The following is a 22,875-nucleotide window of genomic DNA, read 5'->3' as shown; positions in this document are numbered from 1 at the left end:
GATATTGTCGTTCTTGGGATGTGGCACTACCAAACCCGCTCTAATGAAAAGACGGCCAGTATAGACTGGCCGCCTGTCAATCCGCGAATTTTATGGACAAGTGAAGTTCAGCGAGAACGGCAGCGAACTGACGTCGCCGCGCGGCGTGGTGACGCTCACGTTGAAGGTCGCCCGGGCGCCCGCGGTGCAGGGCTTGGTCCCGGTGGCGCTCAGGGTGATCCGGTGCGACGAACCCTGCGCGCCGGTTCCGGCGGCGGCGAAGATGCTCGGCACGCGGGCCGGGCTGATGTCGACGAGGGTGGCGTTGACCAGGCCGGTGACCGCCACGGTCGACTCGGACGGCAGCGGGTTGCCGTTCAGGTCGGTCAACTGGACCACGAATACTTTCGGGTCGTTGGCGCTGGCGCTGCCCAGGTCGCCGGTCGACGGCGACGTGGCGCCGTTGACGTAGGCACGGGCCAGGGTTTCGTCGCTGAACGTGATCGTCGTCTTGACGAACTGGGTATTGCTGCCGTCGGTGGTGCTGGCGCAGATCGTCGCCACGCCCGGACGGGTGCTGTCCGGGGTCGCGTTCGGGCCGGTATTGCATGGCGTGGCCGGGGTGTTCGGCAGCGCGACGCGGGGCTCCTGGGTGCGGAACGGGACCGAGCAGCCGCCGTTGACGGTGACGCAGCCGCCCGAGCTCGAGGTGCCGATGGCGCCGATATTGGTCTGGAACACGATCGGCGTGCCATCCGCCACCGGGTTGCCGAACTGGTCGGCCAGCAGCACGTTGACGGTGGCGGCCGGGGTCGTGGTGCCGCTGTCGAACGACCAGCCGTCCACGTTGCCGCTGGTGGTCGAGATCGAGAACGCGCGCTGGGTCGGCAGGCCGGTGGTCACGACGATCGAATCCGAGGTGGTCGAGATGACGGGCGTGGTCCCCGGCAGCACGGCGTGCACGCGGAACGAGGTCGGCACGTTGCCCGAATTGACGGTGGTGATCACCTCGCCGTTCTGGTCGGTGCGGTCGGTCGTCTTGTTCAGGGTGACCAGGTTCTCGGGTTCGGCGATGAAATCGACCTGCTTGTTGGCCAGCGGACGATTGAACAGGTCGAACACGCGGAAGCGCAGGGTCGCGGTCTCGGTGCGGTTGATGCCGCCCTGGCCGCGGATCACGATCGACTTGTCGGTCGGCAGCGCCTCGACGAACTGCACCGACGCGGCGCCCGGCTGGGCGATCACGAGCGAACCCGTGGCCGGGGTCGCGACGCCGTCGGCGCTCACGGTGATGGTGTCGTTGTTGCCGCAACCCTGGTCGCGGTAGACCGTCTCCGCGGTGCCGTTGCTGGTCGCGACGACGGCGGCCAGCGTGGCCTTGCCGGCGGCGACGCAGGCCGAGGTGAAGTTGACGTTGACCTGGCCGGTGTACCTGGCGCCGTTGGCCAGCAGGTCGACCGCGATCTTGCTCGAGTCGTAGGCATTGATGCTGCCTGGCTCCAGGCGCAGCGCGCTGAAGGTCAGCGCGGTGGCGTTGACCGCGTAGTTGGCGGTGTTGGTGACGGTGGTGCCGGCCACGGTGACGCTGGCCGTGACGGCGCCGGCGCCGCCGGCCGCCAGGCTGGCCACGCGCATGGTGATGCTGGCGGTGCCGCTGGCGTCGGTCAGGGCGGTGCCGGCGCCCGGCGCGAACACGGCCAGGTCGTCGGCGGTGGTGAAGGTGACCAGCGCATTCGGCACCGGCTGCTTGTTGGCGTCGAGCACCAGGGCGCGCACCGTCAGCGGGGTGGCGCCGGAGAGCGCGGTGCTGGCGCTGCCCGTGGCATTGACCAGGCTGACGCCGACGGTCGGCGCGGCAGGCGTGACCGGCGTGCTGCCGGTGCCGCTGCCGCCGCTGCCGCTAGGTGTGCCCGGGTTGCCGCCGCCGCCGCCGCAGGCGGACAGGGTCGCGGCCAGGAGCAGCGCCAGGCTGCCGTACTTGATGTGCTGGTTTTTCATATTATTATCGGTTGGGGGGTTAAGGTCGGTTCAGCGCGTGCCCGCCACGTTCTCGTTCACGATCTTCGGGGTGATGAAGACCAGCAGCTCGGTCTTGCTGTGCTCGACGCCGCTGGTCTTGAACAGGTAGCCCAGCAGCGGAACGTCGCCCAGCAGCGGCACCTTGGTCACGTTGTTGCGCTCGGTCTGCTGGTAGATCCCGCCCAGCACCACCGTGCCGCCGTTCTCGACCATCACCTTGGTCTTGACGTGCTGGGTGTTGATCGCGAAGCCGGCGCGCGTCTCTTCACCCTTCGAATCCTTGTTGACGTCCACTTCCAGCACCACGTTGCCGTCCGGCGTGATCTGCGGCGTCACTTCCAGGCGCAGGTTGGCCTTCTTGAACGAGATCGAGGTGGCGCCGCTGCTGGTCGCCTGCTCGTAGGGCAGCTCGACGCCCTGCTCGATCACGGCGACCTGCTTGTCCTCGGTGACCACGCGCGGGCTCGAGATGATCTTGCCCTTGCCGTCGGCTTCCAGCGCCGACAGTTCCAGGTTCAGGAAGCGGTTGGCGGCCGAGGAGAACAGCGAGAACGCCAGCGTCGAGGCCGGGACGCCGCCGATGCCGGCCGCCGGCAGGTTGACCATGGTGGTGTTGTCGATGCTGGTGGTCGCCGGGGTCTGGCCGGTGACCTGGCCCACGCCGGCCAGGTTGCCGCCGATGGCGACGCGCTCGTTGCCGCTGATCTGCCAGCCGGAGTCGCCGCCGCGCTGGGTGCGCAGGTCGTTGAAGCCGAGCTTGGCGCCGAGGTTGCGCGAGAAGCCGTCGTTGGCCTCGACCAGGCGCGCCTCGATCAGCACCTGCTTCGAGGCGATGTCGGTCTTCTGGATCAGCTTGCGGATGTCCTCGATCCTGGACGCGATGTCGGTCACGAACAGCTGGTTGGTGCGCGGATCGATGATCGCGCTGCCGCGCCGCGACAGCACGCGGTTGCGCCCGCCCGCATCGCTGCTCGCGGTGGCGCCGCCGGCGTCCAGGCCGAACACGTTGCGGAACGATTCCGCCTTCTGGTAATTGAGCTGGAAGATCTCGGAGCGCAGCGGCTCGAGTTCGGCGATCTGGGCGCGCTGCTCGAGCTCGAGCTTTTCCTTGGTCAGCAGTTCTTCCTTCGGCGCGATCCACACCACGTTGCCGTTCTTGCGCTGGTCCAGGCCCTTGGCGGTCAGGATCACGTCCAGCGCCTGGTCCCACGGCACGTCCTTCAGGCGCAGGGTCAGCGAACCGGTGACCGAGTCGCTGGCGATGATGTTCAGGCCCGAGATGTCGGCCACCGCCTGCAGCGCGGCGCGCACCTCGACGTCCTGGAAATCGAACGACAGCTTCTCGCCGCGATAACCCTGCGGGTTGTCGCGCGAGCCCGGGCTGCTGCGATTCGGGTCGCTCTCCACCTTGCGCACCTCGACCACGAGCTGGGTGTCGCTCTGGAATACCGACTGTTCCCAGTCGCCTTGCGCCTCCACCGTCATGCGCACATTGTCGCCCTGGGCCAGGGTCGAGACGCGGGTGACCGGCGTGCCGAAATCGGTCACGTCCAGGCGCCGGCGCAGCGCCTCCGGCAGGCGCGCATTGAGGAAGTCGACGGTCACGCCGCCGGCGGTCTGGCGCACGTCGACCGCCACCTGGTTGGCGGGCAGGTCGACCACGACCCGGCCGGCGCCATTGGCGCCGCGGCGAAAGTCGAGGTCGCGCAATTGAGGGCGCGTCGCGGGAAGCGACGCCCGCGCCGCCGCAGCGGCCGGCATGCCGCTGGCGTCGAGCGCGCGCGCCACGCCGCCCGAGCCTTCCACGGTCACGATCACCGACTTGCCGTCGATCGTGGTGGCGTAGTTCAGGGCGCGCGCCAGGTTCAGCACCAGGCGGGTGCGCTCGCCGGCCTGCACCACGTTCAGGCTGCGCACGTCGCCCAGGTTCAGCTCGTGCGCCGTCTTGCCGGTGGCGTTGGCGGTGGCGCCGAAATCGAGCGCAATGCGGGACGGGTTGGTGATCGCGAAGCCGATCGGCGCACGCGCCGGGACCTCGCGCATGGTCACGTTGATGACCACGTTGCTGCCCTGCTGGTTGGCCGTGATCGACTCGATCGCATTGCCCTGGGCCAGGGCGGCGCCGGCGCACATCATGAGCATGAGTGCGGCCGCGGCGCGCGCCAGCCAGGCCGGCGGGGCGAAGCGAATCTTGACGTTGAAGGTCATCTACTGCTCTCCTTATTTGGCTGCGCGGCTCTGCAGCTCGATGTGGGCCATCCGCTCCACCCAGTCGCCAGTGGCGTCCTGTACCGATTCCCTGATCTCGACGGCGCCCTCGCTCACACGCGTGATGCGCCCGTAGTTCTGTCCAATCCGCTGGCCGCTGCGCACCCGGTACAGCGAACGCTCGACCTGCAGCAGCGCGTAGTTCACGCCGCCCTTCTGGATCGTGCCCACCATCCGCATCGTGTCGAGCGGGAAAGTCTCCAGCAATTCCTTCGGCCGCTCGAGATCGGGCTGGTTGGCATTGCCGCCGGCCTGCGCCATGCGCGCCATCTCGCCCAGCAGCTTGGTCGGATCGAAGGGGTCGAGCGCCGCGCGCGGATCGTAGCCATAGGGCTCGAAGGTCTTCGGCTCCGGCAGCGGCTTGACCTTCGGCACGGTCTGCTTTTCCACCTGTTTCATCCAGGCCCGGGTCTCGCCCACGCCGCCGTCGCCGCAGGCGGCCAGCAGGCTGCTCATCAGCAACAGAGCTGTCACTCGTGCGCGCATCATTTCTTGCCCCCGGTCTTGGCCTTGGCCTTGGCGCTCGTCTTGCCCTTGCCTTTGCCCTTCTTCTTCTCGGCCGCGCGCGCGGCGCGCTGGGCCGCCAGCTCTTCCTGGTCGAGGTAGCGGAAGGTCTTGGCCACCGCCTGCAGTCCCAGGCTGCCGTCCTTGCCGGCCAGCAGGGTCAGGTTGTTCAGCGTGACGATGCGCGGCAGGTTGGCCATGTCGGCGGCGAACGCGCCCATGTCGTGGTAGCGGCCGCTCACCTTGATATCGATCGGCAGCTCGGCGTAGTAGTCGCGCACCACTTCCTGGCCCGGCTTGAACAGCTCGAACTGCAGGCCGCGGCCGACGCCCGACTGGTTGATGTCGGACAGCAGCGAATACATTTCGGACTTGCTCGGCAACTGCTTCTCCAGGCGCACCACGTATTGGTCGACCTGCGCCTTCTGCGCCTTGAGCGCTTCCAGGTTGATCGCCTGCGCCATCTTGGTCTTGTACTCCTCGCGCAGCTTCTGCTCGTCGCGCGCGCCGCGTTCCTGGGCCGCGAACTGGTCGCTCCAGTAGAAGTAGTAGCCCGGGCCGACGACCGCCGCCATCACGCCGGCGGCGCACAGCAGGCGCGGCGCCAGCGGCCACTGGCCGGGCGGACGGCCCTGCAGGTCCTGGAACTGCGCCGCCAGCCGGGCGCCGAGTTCTTTGATGTCGATGTTCATGACTTCTCCGCCACGCGCTTGCCCCCGGCCGGCTTGTCGCCGTGCGCGGCCTCGTCGCCCTCGTCGCTCAGGCGCGCGCGCTTGATCGACACGCCGAGCGTGAACTCGACCACCTTGCGGCTGGCCTTGCCCTGGGCCAGGCTGACGGCGCGGACCTCGGTCAGGTCCGGGTTCTGCAGCCACGGCGAGCCGCTCGACAGGTTGCGCAGCAGCTCGGCCACCCGCTCCTGCGACTGGGCGTTGCCGGTCAGGATCACGCGCTGGCCGCTCTGCTTGACCGATTTCAGGTGCACGCCTTCCGGCGTCTGGCGCACCAGCTCGTCGAGCAGGTGGACCGGCTGGTTGCGGTCGCCCTGCAAGTCCTCGACCGCCTGCTGGCGCGCCTGCAGCGCGGCGATTTCTTCCTTCAGGTTGGTGATCTCGCCGATCTTCTTGTCCAGCTCCGCGCTGGCTTTTTTCAGGACCTCGTTGCGCTGGTTCTGGACCGAGATCTGGCTGGCGTTATAGGCGCCGACCAGCATCACCACGATGGCGCCCAGCACGCCGCCCAGGGCCATCAGGGCGACGAAGGCGGCCTGCTTCTGCTTGCGCCTGGCTTCGCGGTGGGGCAGCAGGTTAATCCGGATCATCAGCCGAACCTCCGCAGCGCCAGGCCGCAGGCGACCAGGTAGGCCGGGGCGTCCTGGCGCAGCTGGTGTTCGCGCACGCCGGGGCCGAGCTGCATGCCCTCGAAGGGCGCCGCGAGCAGCGTCGGCAGGCGGGTGCGGCCGGCCACGACGTCGAGGATCCCGGGCAGCAGCGCGCAGCCGCCGGCCAGGTACAGCTGGTCAATCCGGGTATACGGGGTCGAGGTGTAGAAGAACTGGATGGCGCGCGTGATTTCCAGCGCCGCGCTTTCCAGGAACGGCGCCAGGATGTCGGCGCGGTAGTTCTCGGGCAGGTCGCCCGCCTTCTTGCGCGTCTCGGCTTCTTCGAACGCCATGCCGTAGCTGCGCACGATGTCCTGGGTCAGCGCATTGCCGCCGAACGGCTGCTCGCGCTCGTAGACCGCTTCGCCGTTCAGCAGCACCGACACGTGGGTGGCGTGGGCGCCGATCTGGAACAGGGCCACGATCTGGTCCTGCCGCGGCAGGGCGGCGTGTTCGAGCGCGCCGCGCGCGGCGTACGATTCGATGTCCATCACGGTGGCGGTAAGGCCGGCGGCTTCCGCGATCGCGACCCGGTCCTCGACCTTTTCGCGGCGCGCGGCGGCCAGCATCACTTCCATGTCGTCCAGCGAATTCGGGGCCGCGCCGATCACGTCGAAGTCGAGGCTGACCTCATCGAGCGCGAACGGGATATACTGACTGGCCTCGGACTCGACCTGCACTTCCAACTGGTCTTCCGACAGACCGGCCGGCAGGATGATCTTCTTGGTGATCACGGCGGCGGGCGGCATGCCGAGCGCCACGTGGCGGGCGCGGGTGCCGCTCTTCTTCCAGACCCGGCGCACCGCGTCGGCGACCTGGTCCATGTTTTCGATATTGCCGTCCATCACGGCGCCGCGCGGCAGCGCCTCGGTGGCGTAGCGCTCCAGGCGCACGATACCCTTGCCTGCATCGGCCAGCTCGACCAGGCGGACGCCGGACGTGCTGATATCGAGCCCGACCATCGGCGGACTCGATTGTCCAAACAAGGACCCCAGATTGATCACCAATACACTCCTGTGGCTGCAGAATGAGCTTGAAAGGCCCGGAATTACATGTTGTCGTAAATAAAACAGCTATTTACTTCTTATAACTTTCTTATAAAAATCCGGCACTTACGTGCAGCACCGCATCGGATCGTAGCAACAAAGGATGACTACGGACAAGAAATTTCTGCACTGGAACACTCCTTTCCGGGGCGTGCGCGCCACACTCCGGCGTTTTCATTGCCAGGCCAATATTGCCCTTGAGTTCCGTTAAGCTCCGTCGAGTATCGGGCACCAAACCGCTGCCTTATAATGAGGCGGATCAACAAAGCGAAAGTCAGCATGAAAGAGAAACAAGCAGCCTCCTCTTCCTCCGCGAAGTTCAGCCCCAAACGCCTGGTCCTGATGGCGGTCGCCGGCCTGTTCGGCCTGGGCGCCATCGGCGTGCTGGTGGTCGTGTTCGCCCTTGCGATGGCCTACCCGAACCTGCCGGCGCTGGACACCATCACCGACTACCGGCCCAAGATGCCGCTGCGCATCTTTACAGCCGATAACGTCCTGATCGGCGAATTCGGCGAGGAGCGCCGCACCCTGGTCCACTTCAAGGACATCCCGGACGTCATGAAGAAGGCCGTGCTGTCGATCGAGGACGACCGCTTCTACGAGCACAGCGGCATCGACTACTGGGGCATCCTGCGCGCCGCATTCCACAACGCCACCAGCGGCTCGCGCCAGGGCGCCTCGACCATCACCCAGCAGGTCGCGCGCAACTTCTTCCTGTCCTCCGAGCAGACCTTCAAGCGCAAGGCCTACGAGGCCCTGCTGGCCTGGAAGATCGAGAAGAACCTCTCCAAGGACCAGATCCTCGAGCTGTACATGAACCAGATCTACCTGGGCCAGCGCGCCTTCGGCTTCCAGTCGGCGGCCCAGATCTATTTTGGCAAGGACTTGCGCGACATCACCGTGGCCGAAGCGGCCATGCTGGCCGGCCTGCCGAAGGCGCCGTCGGCCTACAATCCAGTCGTCAACCCGACCCGCGCCAAGACCCGCCAGCAATACATCCTGCAGCGCATGCACTCGCTCGGCTACATCAGCGAGGCGCAATACAACCAGGCGAAACAAGAGCCGCTCAAGATCAAGTCGGACAGCACCGCCTTCGGTGTGCACGCCGAATACGTGGCCGAGATGGCGCGCCAGCTGGTCTACGAACAGTTCAAGGAAGACACCTATACCCGCGGCCTGAACGTGTTCACCACCATCACCAAGGCCGACCAGGACGCCGCCTACCTGGCCCTGCGCCGCGGCGTGATGGACTACGAGCGCCGCCGCCCCTACCGCGGCCCGGAATCGTTCATCGAGATCCCGGGCGCCAAGCTTGACGCCGACGAAGCGATCGAGGCCGAGCTGGCCGAGCATCCGGACAGCGACAACATCATCGCCGCCGTCGTCTTGCAGGCCAGTTCCACCCAGGTCCAGGCGACCATCGCCTCGGGCGACACGATCACGATCTCGGGCCCGGGCCTGGCCTTCGCGCGCGCCTGGCTGTCCGACAAGGCGGCCCCGAACCGCCGCGTGCGCCGCGGCGCGGTGATCCGCGTGATGCAGGACGACGAGTCGAAGTGGCTGATCACCCAGATGCCCGAAGTCGAATCGGCGTTCGTGGCGGCCAATACCGAGGACGGTTCGATCCGCGCCCTGGTCGGCGGCTTCGATTTCAACCGCAACAAGTTCAACCACGTGACGCAGGCCTGGCGCCAGCCGGGTTCCTCGTTCAAGCCCTTCATCTATTCGGCTTCGCTCGAGCGCGGCCTGTCGCCGGCGACGATCGTCAACGACGCCCCGATCAGCTTCGACGCCGGCCAGACCGGCGGCCAGGCGTGGGAACCGAAGAACTACGACAACAAGTACGAAGGTCCGATGACCATGCGGCGCGGCCTGATGCAGTCGAAGAACATGGTCTCGATCCGCGTGCTGAACAAGATCGGCGCCCGCTACGGCCAGGAATTCGCGAGCCGCTTCGGCTTCGAGCCGGAACGCAATCCAGCCTACCTGACGCTGGCGCTCGGCGCCGGCGCGACCACGCCGCTGCAGATGGCCGGCGCCTATGCGGTGTTCGCCAACGGCGGCTACCGCATCAGCCCTTACCTGATCTCGAAGGTCACCGACAGCGACGGCAAGGTGCTGTCCGAAGCGCGTCCGGCGCGTTCGGGCATTGAAGCCAATCGCGTGATCGACGCCCGCAACGCCTTCCTGATGGACAGCATGCTCAAGGACGTGGTGCGCCACGGCACCGCGGCCAAGGCGATGGCGCTCAAGCGCACCGACCTGGCGGGCAAGACCGGCACCACCAACGACTCGATCGACGCCTGGTTCGCCGGCTACCAGCCGAAGGTGGTGGCCATCGCCTGGATGGGCTACGACAAGCCGCGCAACCTGGGCGCGCGCGAGACCGGCGGCGGCCTGGCGCTGCCGATCTGGATCGGCTACATGCAGAAGGCGCTCAAGGGCGAGCCGAACGTCGAGCGCGAGGTGCCGGCCGGGCTGGTGCAGTACGGTTCGGATTACTACTATGCCGAGACGCCGCCGGGCAGCGGGGTCGAGACGCTGGACGTCGGCCCGCCGCCGGCGCCGGAACAGCAGAAGGAGCGTGATGCGGTGAGGAACGAGTTGTTCTGATCGGCACGGTGCAGAAATGACAAAGGCGGCCAATGGCCGCCTTTGTCGTCGATGGCCGGTACTTCAGACCAGCGACACCTGCGCCCCGCCCTGCTCGCCCGCATATTTCGACAGCGACGCGAAGAACTCGCTGTCGTCGCGGGTATTGCGCCATTCGTCGCCCACGCGCTTGTAGTGGTAGCCGCCCGAGCGCGCCGCCACCCACATCTCCTGCAACGGCGCCTGGCTGTTGACGATGATCTTGGAACCGTTGTCGATGAACTCGATCTCCAGCACGTTGCCGCTGCGCTTGCATTCGACGTCGATCACGTCCTCGTCGTTCAGGCGATCGAAGGCGTCCTCGATCTGCTTGAGGGTCAGGTCGGCAAGGTCCAAAAATTCGGTTTCGGTCATGCTACACTCCAAAATCTGCTAATCAAACCGTGATTCTAATCGTGAAGTCCTCTCTTGCGCTTCTCCCGGCCGCTGTTTTGCTTGCCGCCCTGTCGGGCTGCGGCCAGACCGGCGACCTGTACATGCCGACGCCGCCGGCAAGGCCGACGTCGGCGCCGCCCGCGGCACCGGTCGACCAACCACCGCAGCCCGTCCCTTCGAACAACGCCTCCCCCCCTGCCCCGCACCGCTGATGTCCTATTTTTCGCACCAAGACGGCGTCCTGCACGCCGAAAACGTTTCGCTGTCCGCCATCGCGGAACAATTCGGCACGCCGACCTACGTCTACTCCAAAGCCGCCCTGCTCGAGAACTTCAGCGCCTACCACGACGCCTGCCAGGGCCGCGACGCCCTGGTCTGCTACGCGATGAAGGCCAATTCGAACCTGGCCGTGCTCGACCTGCTGGCGCGCCAGGGCGCGGGCTTCGACATCGTCTCGGGCGGCGAACTGCTGCGCGTGATCGCGGCCGGCGGCGACCCGGGCAAGACCATCTTCTCGGGCGTCGGCAAGACCGTCGAGGAAATGCAGCTTGCGCTGGAAAAAGGCATCCTGTGCTTCAACGTCGAATCGATCCCCGAACTGCACCGCCTGAACGAGGTCGCCGGCAAGCTCGGCATGCGCGCCCCGGTCTCGCTGCGCGTGAACCCGAACGTCGACGCCAAGACCCACCCGTATATTGCGACCGGCCTGAAGGCCAACAAGTTCGGCGTGGCCTTCGACGATGCGCTGGACACCTACCGCACCGCCGCCAGCCTGCCGCACCTGGACGTGGTCGGCATCGACTGCCATATCGGCTCGCAGCTGCTGGACGACGCCCCGCTGCTCGAAGCCCTCGATAAGCTGATCGAGCTGATCGACACCCTGCACGCCGAGGGCACCCACCTGCACCACCTGGACATCGGCGGCGGCATCGGCGTCGACTACGGCGTGGCCGGCGACAAGCCGCCGGTGCCGGTGGGCGACTACCTGGGCCGCCTGTTCAAGCGCATCGACGCCTGGCGTGCCGAGAAACACGGCGGCCAGCCGATCAAGGTGATCTTCGAGCCGGGCCGCTCGATCGTGGCCAACGCCGGCGTGCTGCTGACGAAGACCGAATTCCTGAAACCCGGCGCCGAGAAGAACTTCTGCATCGTCGACGCCGCGATGAACGACCTGATGCGTCCGACCCTGTACCAGGCCTGGATGGGCGTGCAGCCGGTGACCCCGCGCGACGGCGAAAAACTGGTGTGGGACATCGTCGGCCCGGTGTGCGAGTCGGGCGACTGGCTGGCGCGCGAGCGCGAGCTGGCGCTCGAGCCGGGCGACCTGCTGGCCATCATGACGGCCGGCGCCTATGGCATGACGATGGCGTCGAACTACAACACCCGCGGCCGCGCGGCCGAGGTGATCGTCGATGGCGACGCCACCCACCTGGTGCGCCGGCGCGAGACACCAGCCGAGGTGTTCGCGCTCGAAACGATGATGAATCAGGCATAGCGGCAACCCGTACAGGGATTCCTTCATCGCGCCACCGGACTCCCGGTGGCGTCCCACGCCTCTCTGCCAGCCGCCATTCGGCAGCGCCGGACGACGGCGACATCGATCCAAACGCCCAGGCCAGCAACTCTACAAGGGCGCCCTTCATTCCGCTTCATCGGACGTTTCATCGCTGTCGATAACGCGATGAAAACGTGAATTCGCTTCAATCCGATATCACCTTGTGACGTATTTAAGGCACAAATGGTTTAAGTAATATGGCGGGAAGTTAAATATATTGCACTACTCATTAACATGAGTATAATTCTTTTTTGCAATATTTTATAACTTCTCGACATTTGTATGGTTCAATCAGTCACCAAAGTTCGCGCCGATATCCAGGCATTGCGAGGACTCGCCGTGCTTGCAGTGGTCTTCTACCACGCAAAAATAGGCGCAATCAATGGCGGGTATCTTGGCGTGGACATTTTTTTCGTCCTGTCGGGATTCTTGATCACGAGCCTGATCAAAAAGGCAGTCGAGGATGACAGTTTCAGCTACAAGTCGTTCCTGGCTCGACGCGCGAAACGGCTGCTGCCCGCAGCTTTTGTCACCTTCCTATTCACATCGCTGGCAGCGCCATTTCTGCTTGGTGCTCAGGAACTCGCGGATTTCTGGCATCAGTTATTCGGAGCGCTGACCTTCTCGGCCAACTTCGTGCTGACCAGCCAATCCGGATATTTTTCCGGCGCGGCCGAGTTAAAACCGCTCCTGCATGTCTGGTCATTGGCAGTTGAAGAGCAGTATTACTTCATCCTTCCAGCGATCTTCCTGTTTTTCCCCAGAAAAGCCTGGCTCCCCGTCCTGACCCTGCTGACGCTCGCCAGCATGGTCCTGTGCTACGTCCATCGAGGCGAGGCGTCGACGTTTTTCCTGCTGCCGACCAGGGCATGGGAACTGCTCATCGGTTCGCTGGGTGTGTTTTTGATCGAGATTCGGTGGATCAGGATCCTTGCTGGAAAGCTGGCGATTCTTTCCGCACTCGGGCTCCTGGCCTGTCTCATCCTGACATTCTATTCGTTTCACCCTGGTCCGCAGGCATTATTGATCTGCCTGGGTACACTTGCCGTGATACTGGCGAATCATCCCTTGTTGCAACGTGGCGTGGTCGTCGAAACACTGCATAAGGTTGGCGATATTTCTTATTCCCTTTATCTGGTTCACTGGCCGATTTTTGCCTTCTATAACAACATCGTACTTGGCAATGAAAACACGCTCACCCAGTACCTTATCCGCGCTGCGCTGATCATATTATCGTTCTTGCTTGCGTGGATACTGCACCGTCATATCGAAGAGCCTTTCAGGCATGGGAATCTGCATGGTTACTATCGTCCCGCCGTGGCAGCCACTTGCGTGACATTGATGGCCTTGGGCGTAGCGCAGGCTGTCATTACAAAAAAACCTGAAAAAGACTATGCCTTTGCCCGGCGCGCCAATACGGGATTCGCGCCAGCATGTGCAAGTGCAACGCATTTTCTTCCCAGCGAATCGTGCCAGAATTCAGAAACACCAACGGTACTTGTGTGGGGAGATTCGTTTGCCATGCATCTCGTTCCGGGCTTGTCACACGAATCCATCTATCCGAAACACATCGTGCAGGCGACGATGGGTCGTTGCGGTCCTTTGATTGGACTGGCATCGGTCGAGTTCAATAGCGAGCAATGGGCGAAAAAGTGCATCGAATTCAATGACACGGTTCTTTCTTATCTGAAGAAAAACCCGGAGCTTCGTACCGTAATTCTTTCCAGCCCGTTGACGCAATATACGAGAAACACGACCGTGATCGAGCGGGTTGCGTTGGGGGACGAACCAGCGCGAGTTACCGGCACGCTGCCAAGGGGCCATGCCGGCCTGGCGCGGACCGTCAGCGCGATCCGTGCATTGGGGCGTGATGTCATTCTGGTTGCACCACCTCCCTCGTCAGGTTTCGATATAGGCCGCTGCCTGGAACGGCGCGATCGAGGACAGTGGATTGGTGGCGTCGACGAACAATGCAGGATCAAGCGCGAACAGTATCTGCAACACGGGCATAACGTACTGGCATTGCTTGATCGGGCGGAAAAAGAAATGAAGCTGCCAATCGTGCGATTCGATGCCATCTTGTGCGACGACCGGTTTTGCCGTACTCGTATCGACGGCGTCACCCTGTACCGCGACGAAGGGCATCTATCCTATGAAGGATCCATCGCATTGTTTGGTCTCGCCGAAACACAACTGCAGCTCCGGCGCGCCATACAGCGGAGCGCAGAACTCTCCAGTCAGACTGCCAAACGCAGCAAAACGATCGACGCCTCATTGCCGCCGCGCAGTCTGTAGGACGCGCCGCAGTCAAACGCCCGCAGCTTGGGGCTTGCGCCTGAAATGCCAGAATGCCCGCGCGCCCAGCAGCAGCGCCATGATCGCCCCGAACAGGATCGGCTGCGCGAAGTCGCTCTTGCCCTCTTTCATCCACCAGTAGTGCAGGATCGCCAGCGGACCGATCGCGTAGATCAGCCGGTGCAGCCATTGCCAGCGCTTGCCGCCCAGGCGCTTGATCATCGCATTGGTCGACGTGGCCGCCAGCGGGATCAGGAGCACGAAGGCGATGAAGCCGACCAGGATGAACGGCCGCTTCACCACGTCGGCCAGCATCGCCGCCACGTCGAAGAAATGGTCGAACCACAGGAAGGCGATGAAGTGGACCAGCGCATAGAAGAAGGTGAACAGCCCGACCATGCGCCGCAGCTTCACCAGCCAGTTCCAGCCCGTCAGGCGCCGCAGCGGCGTGACCGCCAGCGTGATGCACAGGAAGTACAGCGCCCACTCGCCGCTGATGCCGGTGATTTCCGCCAGCGGATCGGTGAAGGCGCCGGTGGCGGTCCCCCACACCAGGCGCGCGAAAGGCAGCAGCGAGAGGATAAAAACGGCCGTTTTTACCCATCCGACCCGTTGATTGGAAAGCTGCAGCGCCATCAGTAATAGCGCTTCAAGTCCATGCCCGTGTACAGCGAGGCGACCTGGTCATAGCCGTTGAACATCAGCGTCTTGCGCTTGGGCTGGAACAGGCCGGTCTCGCCGATGCGGCGTTCGCTCGCCTGCGACCAGCGCGGATGGTCGACGTTTGGGTTCACGTTCGAATAGAAACCGTATTCGCGCGGCGCAGAATCGTTCCAGGCGGTGCGCGGCTGGCGACTCACCAGGCGGATGCGCACGATCGACTTGGCCGACTTGAAACCGTATTTCCAGGGCACGACCAGGCGCACCGGCGCGCCGTTCTGGTTCGGCAGCACCTGGCCGTACATGCCCATCGTGAGCATGGTCAGCGGATGCATGGCTTCGTCGATGCGCAAGCCTTCCACGTAGGGCCAGTCGAGCACGCCGCTCCTCAGGCCCGGCATCTGCTTGCGGTCGGCCAGGGTGGTGAATTCGACGAATTTGGCATTGCCGGTCGGCTCGACCTGCTTGAGCAAATTCGACAGCGAATAGCCGACCCAGGGAATGACCATCGACCAGCCTTCGACGCAGCGCAGGCGGTAGATGCGTTCCTCGAGCGGGGCCAGCTTGAGCAGGCTGTCGATGTCGAGCGTGAGCGGCTTGTTGACCTCGCCCTCGATGCGCACGGTCCAGGGCCGGGTGCGCAGGGTGTGCGCGTTCTCGGCCGGATCGCCCTTGTCGAGGCCGAACTCATAGAAGTTGTTGTAGCCGGCGGCGTCCTTGAACGGGGTCTGCTTCTCGTCGGTGGACAGCGCCACGTTGGCGCGCGCCGCCAGCTTTTGGGCAGGGGCAGCCTGGGCGAAGGCGTCGCGGTTGGCCATCTCCCACATGCCGCTGCCGACTGCCGCCGTGGCGGCCATGCGGGCAATAAATTGGCGCCGCCCGGTATAGACCTCTTGCGGCGTGATTTCGGACGGGAACGGAAGATCGAGTCCGTTGGGATGACGTTTGAACAGCATGGCTGGCCTCGGGAACTGGTGTTTTGCTTACATTACACGAAGTTCCCTTAAGCCAGCGTTAGGGTGGACGGCTACGCCGTCCACGCGGTGACGGTTGGCCGCCCGGTCATCCGGCACGCGCACGGAGCCGGTTTACAGCTCGCCGTACGAGTGCAAGCCCGACAGGAACATGTTCACGCCCAGGAAGGCGAAGGTGGTCACCAGCAAGCCCACCAGCGCCCACCAGGCCGCCACGCGGCCGCGCAGGCCGGTCATCAGGCGCATGTGCAGCCAGGCCGCGTAGTTGAGCCAGACGATCAGGGCCCAGGTCTCTTTCGGGTCCCACGACCAGTAGCCGCCCCAGGCCTCGGCCGCCCACAGGGCGCCCAGGATGGTGGCGACGGTGAAGAAGGCGAAGCCGACCGAGATCGACTTGTACATCACGTCGTCCAGCACCTCCAGCGGCGGCAAGCGGTCGGCCAGGATGCCGTGCGACTTGAGCAGGTAAGCGGTGCCGACCATCGCCGCCAGGGCGAAGGTGCCGTAGCCGATGAAGTTGGCCGGGACGTGGATCTTCATCCACCAGCTCTGCAGCGCCGGAACCAGCGGCTGGATCTGGGCGGCGTCGCGCGACACCGTGTACCACAGCAGGAAGGCGACCGCGGCGCCGATGATCAGCATCACGAACGGACCCAGCTGGCGAGTGGCGTAGTGTTCTTCGTAGTACAGGTGGAACAGCGCGGTGATGATCGCGAACAGGATGAACACTTCGTACAGGTTCGACACCGGGATGTGGCCCACGTCCGGCCCGATCAGGTAGCTTTCGTACCAGCGCACCATCATGCCGACCGAGCCGATCACGACCGCGGCCCAGCACAGGTTGGCGCCGACGCCGCCGCCGAACTTGCCGCGGCTGAACAGGCCGACCCAGTAGAACACGGTCGAGAACATGAACAGCGCGCTCATCCACAGGATGGCCGAGCCGCTCGACAGCATGTATTTCAGGAAGAACTTCTGCTCGGCCGCCGCCAGGTTGCCGTCATACATCGAGATCGCGGCCAGCGACAGCACGCCGACCAGCGGCACCAGCCAGCGCATCGGCTTCCAGTACCAGCCCAGCGCCGCGAATACCGGCGCGGTACAGATCAGGATGATTTCTTCATAGATGTCCATGAAATGGCCGTACTGGACCTGGGCGTACAGGGCTCCCGCCAGCAGCGCGATGCCGTACAGCCAGTCGGCCGCGGTCAGGCGGCGGAAGTAGCCGACCTTTTCCTGGTATTTGTCGGTCGAGCGCGCCGGAGCGCTATTTTTCGTTTGGGACAGTTCCATCATTTTCTCCAGATCGTCGCCAGCTTACGCCGGTTGCGGCAGCTTGACCGACAGCTCTTCGTATTCACGCTCGAAATCGAGCGTCTTGCGCTGGGTGCTCATCGCCATCAGGGCCTCGGCCCCGCCATCGACGTCGCGCACCCAGATCCAGACGCGCCGCTCGCGGATGTAGAACATCGCGAACACGCCCAGCGTCAGCAGCAGGCAGCCGAAGTAGACCACATTCTTGCCCGGCGAGCGAGTCATCTGCAGCACCGACGCCTTTACTTCGGTGAAATCGTCCAGCTGCAAATAGACCGGGGCGCCGTACAGGAAGCTGTCCGACAAGGCATTGGTGGCCAGTTGCAGGAAGCGACCGTTGGCGTCAGTCGGCTCCGCCGCGGCATCGCCGTTCTTTTCGCGCGCCACCTGCCACAATTCCCACAGCGCGCCGTTGAGCATCTTCATGAAGATGCCGGCCGCCTTTTCCTGCTCGGCCTGCGGGATCTGTTCCAGGAAGCGGGCCACGCCGACGAAACCGCCGCGGCCGTCGCTGCCTGCGAAGATGTCGAGCGTGCGCGCGGCCGAGTCCTTCAGCTGGCCGGCCAGCGCGCCGCCGCCGCGCTGCTCGGCGCTCAGCGCGCGGCTGGCGTAGCGGCTGGCCGCCTCCTGGCGCGCGGCCGGATCGGACAGCGCCGCGCGCAGGCGCATCCAGTCGCCCACGCCGTGGCGCTCGTCGGACGGGATGCGCAGGAAGCTGAAGTTCTCGGACGGATTCGAGCGCACGCCGGCCAGGTAGACCTGGGCGCCTTCGAGGGTCAGCGGCTGCATGTAGTTCATGTATTCGCGCGCCTGGCCGGTGTGGTCGCGCAGCTTGTACTGCACGCTGGGGCCGACGTTTTTCAGGTCCTTGTTGGCGTCCGGGTCGGCCGCCGCGCCGGAGGCCTTGCCCAGCGTGGCCGACAGCTGCGCATTGAAGCCGACGTTCTTGCCCACCGCGCGCGCGTCGTTGCCCTGGGCGACGTTCTCGACGTTGAAGGGACGGAAGCCCGACCACTCGACGGCATAGGTATCCTTGCCGAAGGTGAGCTCGGTCGCGCCATTGACTTCGCCTTCGATCGGGAAGCTGGCCGCGCTGGCGCCCGTCATCGGGAAGCCGGTCAGCCTGAGCTTGCTGCCGCCATCGTCAAAGCTCGACTGGTAGACGGCGATGCCCTTGTAGATCAGCGGATGGTTGACCTTGATCGTCGACTCGAACTTGTGGCCGTTTTCCAGGTCGTGCACCACGACATCGCTGGCGAACAGCTTGGGCATGCCGGTCGAATAGAACTCGATGTGGAATTTCTTGAGCTCGATCCCGAACGGCAATTCCTGCACCAGCACGCCGGACGGCTGGTTCAGGATCGCGGTATGGCTGGTCTGGCCCTCGGCGATCGCGGTATTGCCGCGGAAGCTGGGATTGCTGGTGCCCAGGCGATGCTGGGCCGGGATCTCGGCGATCACGCCGCTGCCGGTGAACGGCGTCTTGCCAAAGAACCATTGTTGAACACGCACGGGGAGTTCCGAATCCAGCATGCCGCCCAGCAGGATCACGATGATCGAGGTATGGGCGAAGATATAGCCGAACTTGTTGCCGGCGCCCTTCTTGGCCGACACCAGGATCGCCTGGTCTTTTTCCACGATCTTGGTGGCATAGCCGGCGTGGCGCAGGCGCAACGCGCTCTGCTCGGCCAGCGCGGCGCGCGACAGCGGCGCCTGCCAGTCGGCCTTGTGGTGGAAATTGCGCAGCGATTCGACACGCACGTTCTCGCGCCAGCTGCGCATATCGCGCAACATCTTCGGCGTGTTGCGCACGACGCACAGCGCGGTCGAGACGATCAGCACCACCAGGATGACCAGGAACCACCAGCTCGAATAGACGTTGTACAGGCCGAGCTTGTCGAAGATCTCGAACCAGAACGGCCCGAACTGGTTCACGTAATTGGGCATCGGCTCGTTCTGCTTGAGCACGGTGCCAATGACGGAGGCGATGGAGATGATGGTGAGCAGGCTGATCGCGAAGCGCATCGAGGAGATCAGCTCGACCGCCTCGGCCAGCCAGGGGCGGCGGGTATTCAGTTCAATTCCGGTGGTGCTCATACTCTACAACTTTCATCCTGCGCGAAAGCGGGTCCGCGCGTGGAAAAAAGGGCGTCAGCTCGACGCTGCCGCCCTCTTCCGTTCATCTCATGCTCATGCGTAGCGCTAAAGCAACACTCTTAGCGTAAGCCGGCGATATAGTCTGCCACTGCACGCATCTCTTCCGGCGACATCCGTTGCGACAGCACCGTCATCTGCGGGCTGTTGGCGCGGGCGCCGGTCTTGAATGCTTCCAGCTGGGCCGTGGTGTAATCCTGGTGCTGGCCGGCCAGGCGCGGGTATTGCGCCGGGATGCCGTTGGCGGTGGCGCCATGACAGCTGGCGCAGGCAGCCACGCCTTTTTCCGCAATGCCGCCGCGATAGATCTTGCGGCCCAGCTCGACGGTTTCCTTGTTCTTCGCCGCGCCGGGCTTGTGCGCCTGCGTCGCGAGCCAGGCTGCGATATCCTTCTTCTCCTGCTCCGTCAGCATCTTGGCATAGGTCGTCATGATCGGCTGCTGGCGGTGCGCGGTCGTGAAGTCGACCAGCTGCTTGTGGGTATACGTCGCGAACTGGCCCGACAGTTTCGGATTGATCGCGATCGTCGAGTTGCCGGCCGCGCCGTGGCAGGACAGGCAGGACGGCAGGCCGCGCGCGGCGTCGCCCGCTTCGTACAGGGCGCCGCCCTTGGCTGGATCGGCTTTGACCGCTGGCGCGGTTGCGGCGGACGCCGCCATCGCCGCCGGTAGTCCCCCAAAAACAGTCAGCGAAGTAACCAACAGTGTTTTAAGCAAGGGGGACGTCAACCGATTCATAACTGGCACCTTATAAAGTCAAGATTGAAAGTTCAGTGCAGCGCTTTGATCTACCCGCCAGTGGGCGGAGCAGCAATCAACCCCTTATTGTACAATAGCTTTGTTTCCCCAACGCCATTTCATGGCCCTTAATCCCTCTCCCAATGTCCAGATTATGGCAAGCCCGGTTCTTCACGACCGTTAACCAGTTGCGCGATTTGCCAGGCACGCAAGTACCGGAAATCGCCTTCGCCGGGCGCTCGAACGCCGGCAAATCCACAGCGATCAATATCCTGACCAACCAGAAGGGTCTGGCGTTCGCTTCCAAGACGCCTGGCCGTACCCAGCACATCAATTACTTCTCGATCGGCGGCGCCCACGTGGGCCAGCACCGCAAGGATGCGGTCCGGGTCGACGAGATCGAAGCGCTGCTGGTCGACCTGCCGGGCTACGGCTATGCCGAAGTCTCGGGCACCGCCAAGCTGCACTGGCAGAAGCTGCTGGGCGACTACGTCCAGCGCCGCGACCAGCTGGCGGCGCTCATCCTGATCATGGATTCGCGCCGCCCGTTCACCGACCTCGACGTCCAGATGCTGGAGTGGTTCGCCCCGACCGGCAAGCCGATCCACTGCATCCTGACCAAGGCCGACAAGCTCAATCGCAACGAGTCGACCAATGCCCTGCGCGAAGCGCGCGCCGTGCTCGACAGCTATGTCGACGAGGAAGGCAATGGCTTCCCGTTCACGGTGCAACTGTTCTCGGCGCTCAAGCGCATCGGCATCGAGGAAGCGGACGCGAAGATCCTGGAACTGGCCGGACTCAGCGGCAGCGAGGACGAATACGAGGAAGAAGTAGAGGAAGACACCGGCAACGAAGAAAGTGCTGCGCCGTCGGCGGACGACGATAACCCTGCCGCCTGATTTTGCAAGGACGATCAAGATGACCATTATTACCTCCGCCTATCCGGCGGCCCGCCCGCGCCGCATGCGGCGCGACCCATTCTCGCGCGCCATGATGCGCGAAAACACCATCACCGCCGCCGACCTGATCTACCCGGTCTTCGTGCTCGAAGGCCAGGACCAGCGCCAGCAGGTGGCGTCGATGCCGGGCGTCGAACGCGTCTCGCTCGACCTGCTGCTGAAAGTCGCCGAAGAATGCGTTTCGCTCGGGATCCCGGCCATGGCGCTGTTCCCGCTGGTCGACCAGTCGGTCAAGACCTATGACGGCATCGAGGCGACCAACCCGGACGGGCTGGTGCCGCGCGTGGTGCGCGAACTGAAGAAGAACTTCCCGGAACTGGGCGTGATCAGCGACATCGCGCTCGACCCGTACACGACCCACGGCCAGGACGGCCTGCCGGACGAGAACGGCTACATCGTCAACGAAAAGACGATCGAGATGCTGGTGAAGCAGGCGCTCACCCACGCCGAGGCCGGCGTGGACATCGTGGCGCCGTCGGACATGATGGACGGCCGTATTGGCGCCATCCGCCAGGCATTCGAAGCGCAGGGCCACATCCACACCCGCATCATGGCCTATTCGGCCAAGTATGCATCCGCCTTCTACGGCCCGTTCCGCGACGCCGTGGGTTCCAGCGCCAACCTGGGCAAGGCCGACAAGAACACCTACCAGATGGACCCGGCCAACAGCGACGAGGCGCTGCGCGAAGTGGCGCTCGACCTGGCCGAAGGCGCCGACATGGTGATGGTCAAGCCGGGCATGCCCTACCTGGACGTGGTGCGCCGTGTGAAGGACGAGTTCAAGGTGCCGACCTTCGCCTACCAGGTCAGCGGCGAGTACGCGATGCTCAAGGCCGCCGCGCTGAATGGCTGGCTCGATCACGACAAGGTCATGATGGAGTCGATGATGGCCTTTAAACGCGCCGGCGCCGATGGCGTGCTGACGTATTTTGCGCTGGATATCGCGCGCAAGCTGAAGGCGGGCTGATCGCTCCGCGCGCATGAAAAAACCGTGCCGAGGCACGGTTTTTTGTTGGCGTCGACAATGCCTCAGCGTCCCGGCACCGGCCTGTAATCCGGGAACATCTCCTTGTACAGGAAGGTCATCAGCTGATCCGTATCCTGCGGCCTCGCACTGAGCTTCACCACGCGCCCCAGGCGGTGCGAATCCCACTCGAAGTCGCCCTTCTTCTCGCGCCGGATCAGCTCGATCATCTTCTTGATGACGGCGGTCTCGATATCGCGCTCGCTGCCCTGCTCCACCGTCACCGCCGTCAGCCAGCGCCGCTTGAAGCTCGGGTTCCAGCCGCGGAACTTGAGGTCCATGGTGTTGAAGGTCTTGTTCGACACCGAGAAGATGCCGCCCGTCTCGTTGCTGTCGTCGGTGCCGCGGCCGTTGATGGCGGCGATGTTCGCCAGCGCGTTGCGGGTGCCGCGCGCGGCGTCGCTTTCCTGGGCCGGCACTTCGGCGCCGGTCGGGGCGCCGCGGCGCTCGCGCTGGGCCTTCACGTAAGCCGCCATGTCCATGTCGGGCGGGACTTCGGTGGGCGGCTGCTGGCGCTGCGGTTGCGGCGGAGCCGGCGGCGCGGGACGCTCGTCGGGAACCGTGATGGTGTCCGGCAGGCGCTGGACGATGATGCGCTCCTGTTCCACGCGCGGCACCGGCGGCGCCGGCAAGGGACGCGGCGTCGGCCGCGGCGCCGCCTCGACGGGTGAGGTTTCCTGCAGCGGCGCCACATAGACCACCTGGCTGTCGCCCTGGTCTTCCGAGGCCGGCCGCGCCGTGCGCTGGTCCTGCTCCTTCGGTTCATAGAACCACAGCAGCACCAGCAACAGGTGGACGGCGATCGTGCCCGCCACGCCGAAGCGGTTCGGCTTCTTGCGCCCGTAGGCTAGCCCCAGCCCATAGCGCGGCCCTGTCGGCGGCAGTGGCTGCCCGCAATGGGAACACACTTCGCTGTCCTGGTCGTAGGTGTGGGAATGGTCACGCAAGATCGATCGATTTCCTGGAAGCCACGTCTAAA

At 64.5% G+C, this 22,875-nt stretch carries 19 protein-coding genes; 6 read left to right on the top strand and 13 right to left on the bottom strand.

Features of this window, described 5'->3' with window-relative positions:
* Positions 1 to 90 precede the first annotated feature (90 nt).
* Genes ABIB42_RS20050 through ABIB42_RS20025 form a run of 6 tightly spaced genes read right to left on the bottom strand, consistent with a single transcriptional unit; the run spans position 91 to position 7,113 of the window.
* Positions 91 to 1,977 (bottom strand): Ig-like domain-containing protein, encoded by a 1,887-nt coding sequence (locus ABIB42_RS20050; RefSeq protein WP_184237953.1) that lies wholly within the window; start codon positions 1,975 to 1,977, stop codon positions 91 to 93.
* A gap of 30 nt (positions 1,978 to 2,007) precedes the next feature.
* Entirely contained in the window at positions 2,008 to 4,206 is a 2,199-nt protein-coding gene (gene pilQ, locus ABIB42_RS20045) for a type IV pilus secretin PilQ (RefSeq protein ID WP_429248882.1), read from the bottom strand.
* Between the two features lie 12 nt (positions 4,207 to 4,218).
* A complete protein-coding gene (locus tag ABIB42_RS20040; RefSeq protein ID WP_429248881.1) occupies positions 4,219 to 4,740 on the bottom strand; it encodes a pilus assembly protein PilP in 522 nt (173 codons plus the stop codon).
* Between the two features lie 11 nt (positions 4,741 to 4,751).
* Entirely contained in the window at positions 4,752 to 5,462 is a 711-nt protein-coding gene (locus tag ABIB42_RS20035; protein ID WP_429248880.1) for a type 4a pilus biogenesis protein PilO, read from the bottom strand.
* The gene (locus ABIB42_RS20030) at positions 5,459 to 6,091 is read right to left on the bottom strand and encodes a PilN domain-containing protein (protein ID WP_429248879.1); all 633 of its coding nucleotides are present in this window, start codon (positions 6,089 to 6,091) and stop codon (positions 5,459 to 5,461) included. The genes ABIB42_RS20035 and ABIB42_RS20030 overlap by 4 nt, the downstream gene beginning before the upstream one ends.
* Entirely contained in the window at positions 6,091 to 7,113 is a 1,023-nt protein-coding gene (locus ABIB42_RS20025; protein WP_221434663.1) for a pilus assembly protein PilM, read from the bottom strand. The genes ABIB42_RS20030 and ABIB42_RS20025 overlap by 1 nt, the downstream gene beginning before the upstream one ends.
* A 363-nt stretch (positions 7,114 to 7,476) precedes the next feature.
* On the opposite strand from ABIB42_RS20025, the gene ABIB42_RS20020 reads away from it, so the two are divergent.
* Complete coding sequence (locus ABIB42_RS20020; protein WP_040774896.1) at positions 7,477 to 9,810, top strand: penicillin-binding protein 1A; 2,334 nt, start codon at positions 7,477 to 7,479, stop codon at positions 9,808 to 9,810.
* Positions 9,811 to 9,873: 63 nt separating this feature from the next.
* On the opposite strand, the gene cyaY is transcribed toward ABIB42_RS20020, so the two are convergent.
* Complete coding sequence (gene cyaY, locus ABIB42_RS20015) at positions 9,874 to 10,203, bottom strand: iron donor protein CyaY (RefSeq protein ID WP_005663375.1); 330 nt, start codon at positions 10,201 to 10,203, stop codon at positions 9,874 to 9,876.
* 29 nt (positions 10,204 to 10,232) lie between these two features.
* Here cyaY and lptM point away from each other — a divergent pair, with 29 nt between their 5' ends.
* The 3 genes from lptM to ABIB42_RS20000 all read left to right on the top strand — a co-directional run bounded on the left by lptM (position 10,233) and on the right by ABIB42_RS20000 (position 14,074).
* A complete protein-coding gene (gene lptM, locus ABIB42_RS20010; RefSeq protein WP_429248878.1) occupies positions 10,233 to 10,436 on the top strand; it encodes an LPS translocon maturation chaperone LptM in 204 nt (67 codons plus the stop codon).
* Positions 10,436 to 11,719 (top strand): diaminopimelate decarboxylase, encoded by a 1,284-nt coding sequence (gene lysA / locus ABIB42_RS20005; RefSeq protein WP_219862213.1) that lies wholly within the window; start codon positions 10,436 to 10,438, stop codon positions 11,717 to 11,719. Before lptM ends, lysA begins: the two co-directional genes overlap by 1 nt.
* A gap of 342 nt (positions 11,720 to 12,061) precedes the next feature.
* Positions 12,062 to 14,074 (top strand): acyltransferase family protein, encoded by a 2,013-nt coding sequence (locus ABIB42_RS20000; RefSeq protein WP_429248877.1) that lies wholly within the window; start codon positions 12,062 to 12,064, stop codon positions 14,072 to 14,074.
* 12 nt (positions 14,075 to 14,086) lie between these two features.
* Here the strand turns inward: ABIB42_RS20000 and ABIB42_RS19995 are convergent, their stop codons facing one another.
* The 5 genes from ABIB42_RS19995 to ABIB42_RS19975 all read right to left on the bottom strand — a co-directional run bounded on the left by ABIB42_RS19995 (position 14,087) and on the right by ABIB42_RS19975 (position 19,913).
* Positions 14,087 to 14,710 (bottom strand): sulfite oxidase heme-binding subunit YedZ, encoded by a 624-nt coding sequence (locus ABIB42_RS19995; RefSeq protein ID WP_429248876.1) that lies wholly within the window; start codon positions 14,708 to 14,710, stop codon positions 14,087 to 14,089.
* On the bottom strand, positions 14,710 to 15,690 hold the full coding sequence (msrP, locus tag ABIB42_RS19990; RefSeq protein ID WP_005663381.1) for a protein-methionine-sulfoxide reductase catalytic subunit MsrP: 981 nt from the start codon (positions 15,688 to 15,690) through the stop codon (positions 14,710 to 14,712). Before msrP ends, ABIB42_RS19995 begins: the two co-directional genes overlap by 1 nt.
* A gap of 132 nt (positions 15,691 to 15,822) precedes the next feature.
* Entirely contained in the window at positions 15,823 to 17,001 is a 1,179-nt protein-coding gene (gene ccsB / locus ABIB42_RS19985) for a c-type cytochrome biogenesis protein CcsB (RefSeq protein ID WP_071360712.1), read from the bottom strand.
* A gap of 24 nt (positions 17,002 to 17,025) precedes the next feature.
* Positions 17,026 to 19,119: a cytochrome c biogenesis protein ResB gene (locus tag ABIB42_RS19980; RefSeq protein ID WP_429248875.1), complete on the bottom strand. Its 2,094-nt coding sequence runs from the start codon at positions 19,117 to 19,119 to the stop codon at positions 17,026 to 17,028.
* Between the two features lie 119 nt (positions 19,120 to 19,238).
* A complete protein-coding gene (locus ABIB42_RS19975; RefSeq protein WP_429248874.1) occupies positions 19,239 to 19,913 on the bottom strand; it encodes a c-type cytochrome in 675 nt (224 codons plus the stop codon).
* A gap of 143 nt (positions 19,914 to 20,056) precedes the next feature.
* Here ABIB42_RS19975 and yihA point away from each other — a divergent pair, with 143 nt between their 5' ends.
* Together yihA and hemB are read left to right on the top strand one after the other, a co-directional pair.
* Positions 20,057 to 20,812, top strand: coding sequence for a ribosome biogenesis GTP-binding protein YihA/YsxC (yihA, locus tag ABIB42_RS19970; RefSeq protein WP_071360714.1), 756 nt, complete (start codon positions 20,057 to 20,059; stop codon positions 20,810 to 20,812).
* A gap of 19 nt (positions 20,813 to 20,831) precedes the next feature.
* On the top strand, positions 20,832 to 21,839 hold the full coding sequence (gene hemB, locus ABIB42_RS19965; RefSeq protein ID WP_071360715.1) for a porphobilinogen synthase: 1,008 nt from the start codon (positions 20,832 to 20,834) through the stop codon (positions 21,837 to 21,839).
* 62 nt (positions 21,840 to 21,901) lie between these two features.
* On the opposite strand, the gene ABIB42_RS19960 is transcribed toward hemB, so the two are convergent.
* A complete protein-coding gene (locus ABIB42_RS19960; RefSeq protein WP_429248873.1) occupies positions 21,902 to 22,843 on the bottom strand; it encodes a hypothetical protein in 942 nt (313 codons plus the stop codon).
* Positions 22,844 to 22,875: the final 32 nt, after the last annotated feature.

The organism is Massilia sp. UYP32 (genome assembly GCF_050434365.1).
In the GTDB taxonomy this organism is placed as follows: domain Bacteria; phylum Pseudomonadota; class Gammaproteobacteria; order Burkholderiales; family Burkholderiaceae_D; genus Telluria; species Telluria timonae.
This window is presented reverse-complemented; position numbering and strand designations above follow the sequence as displayed.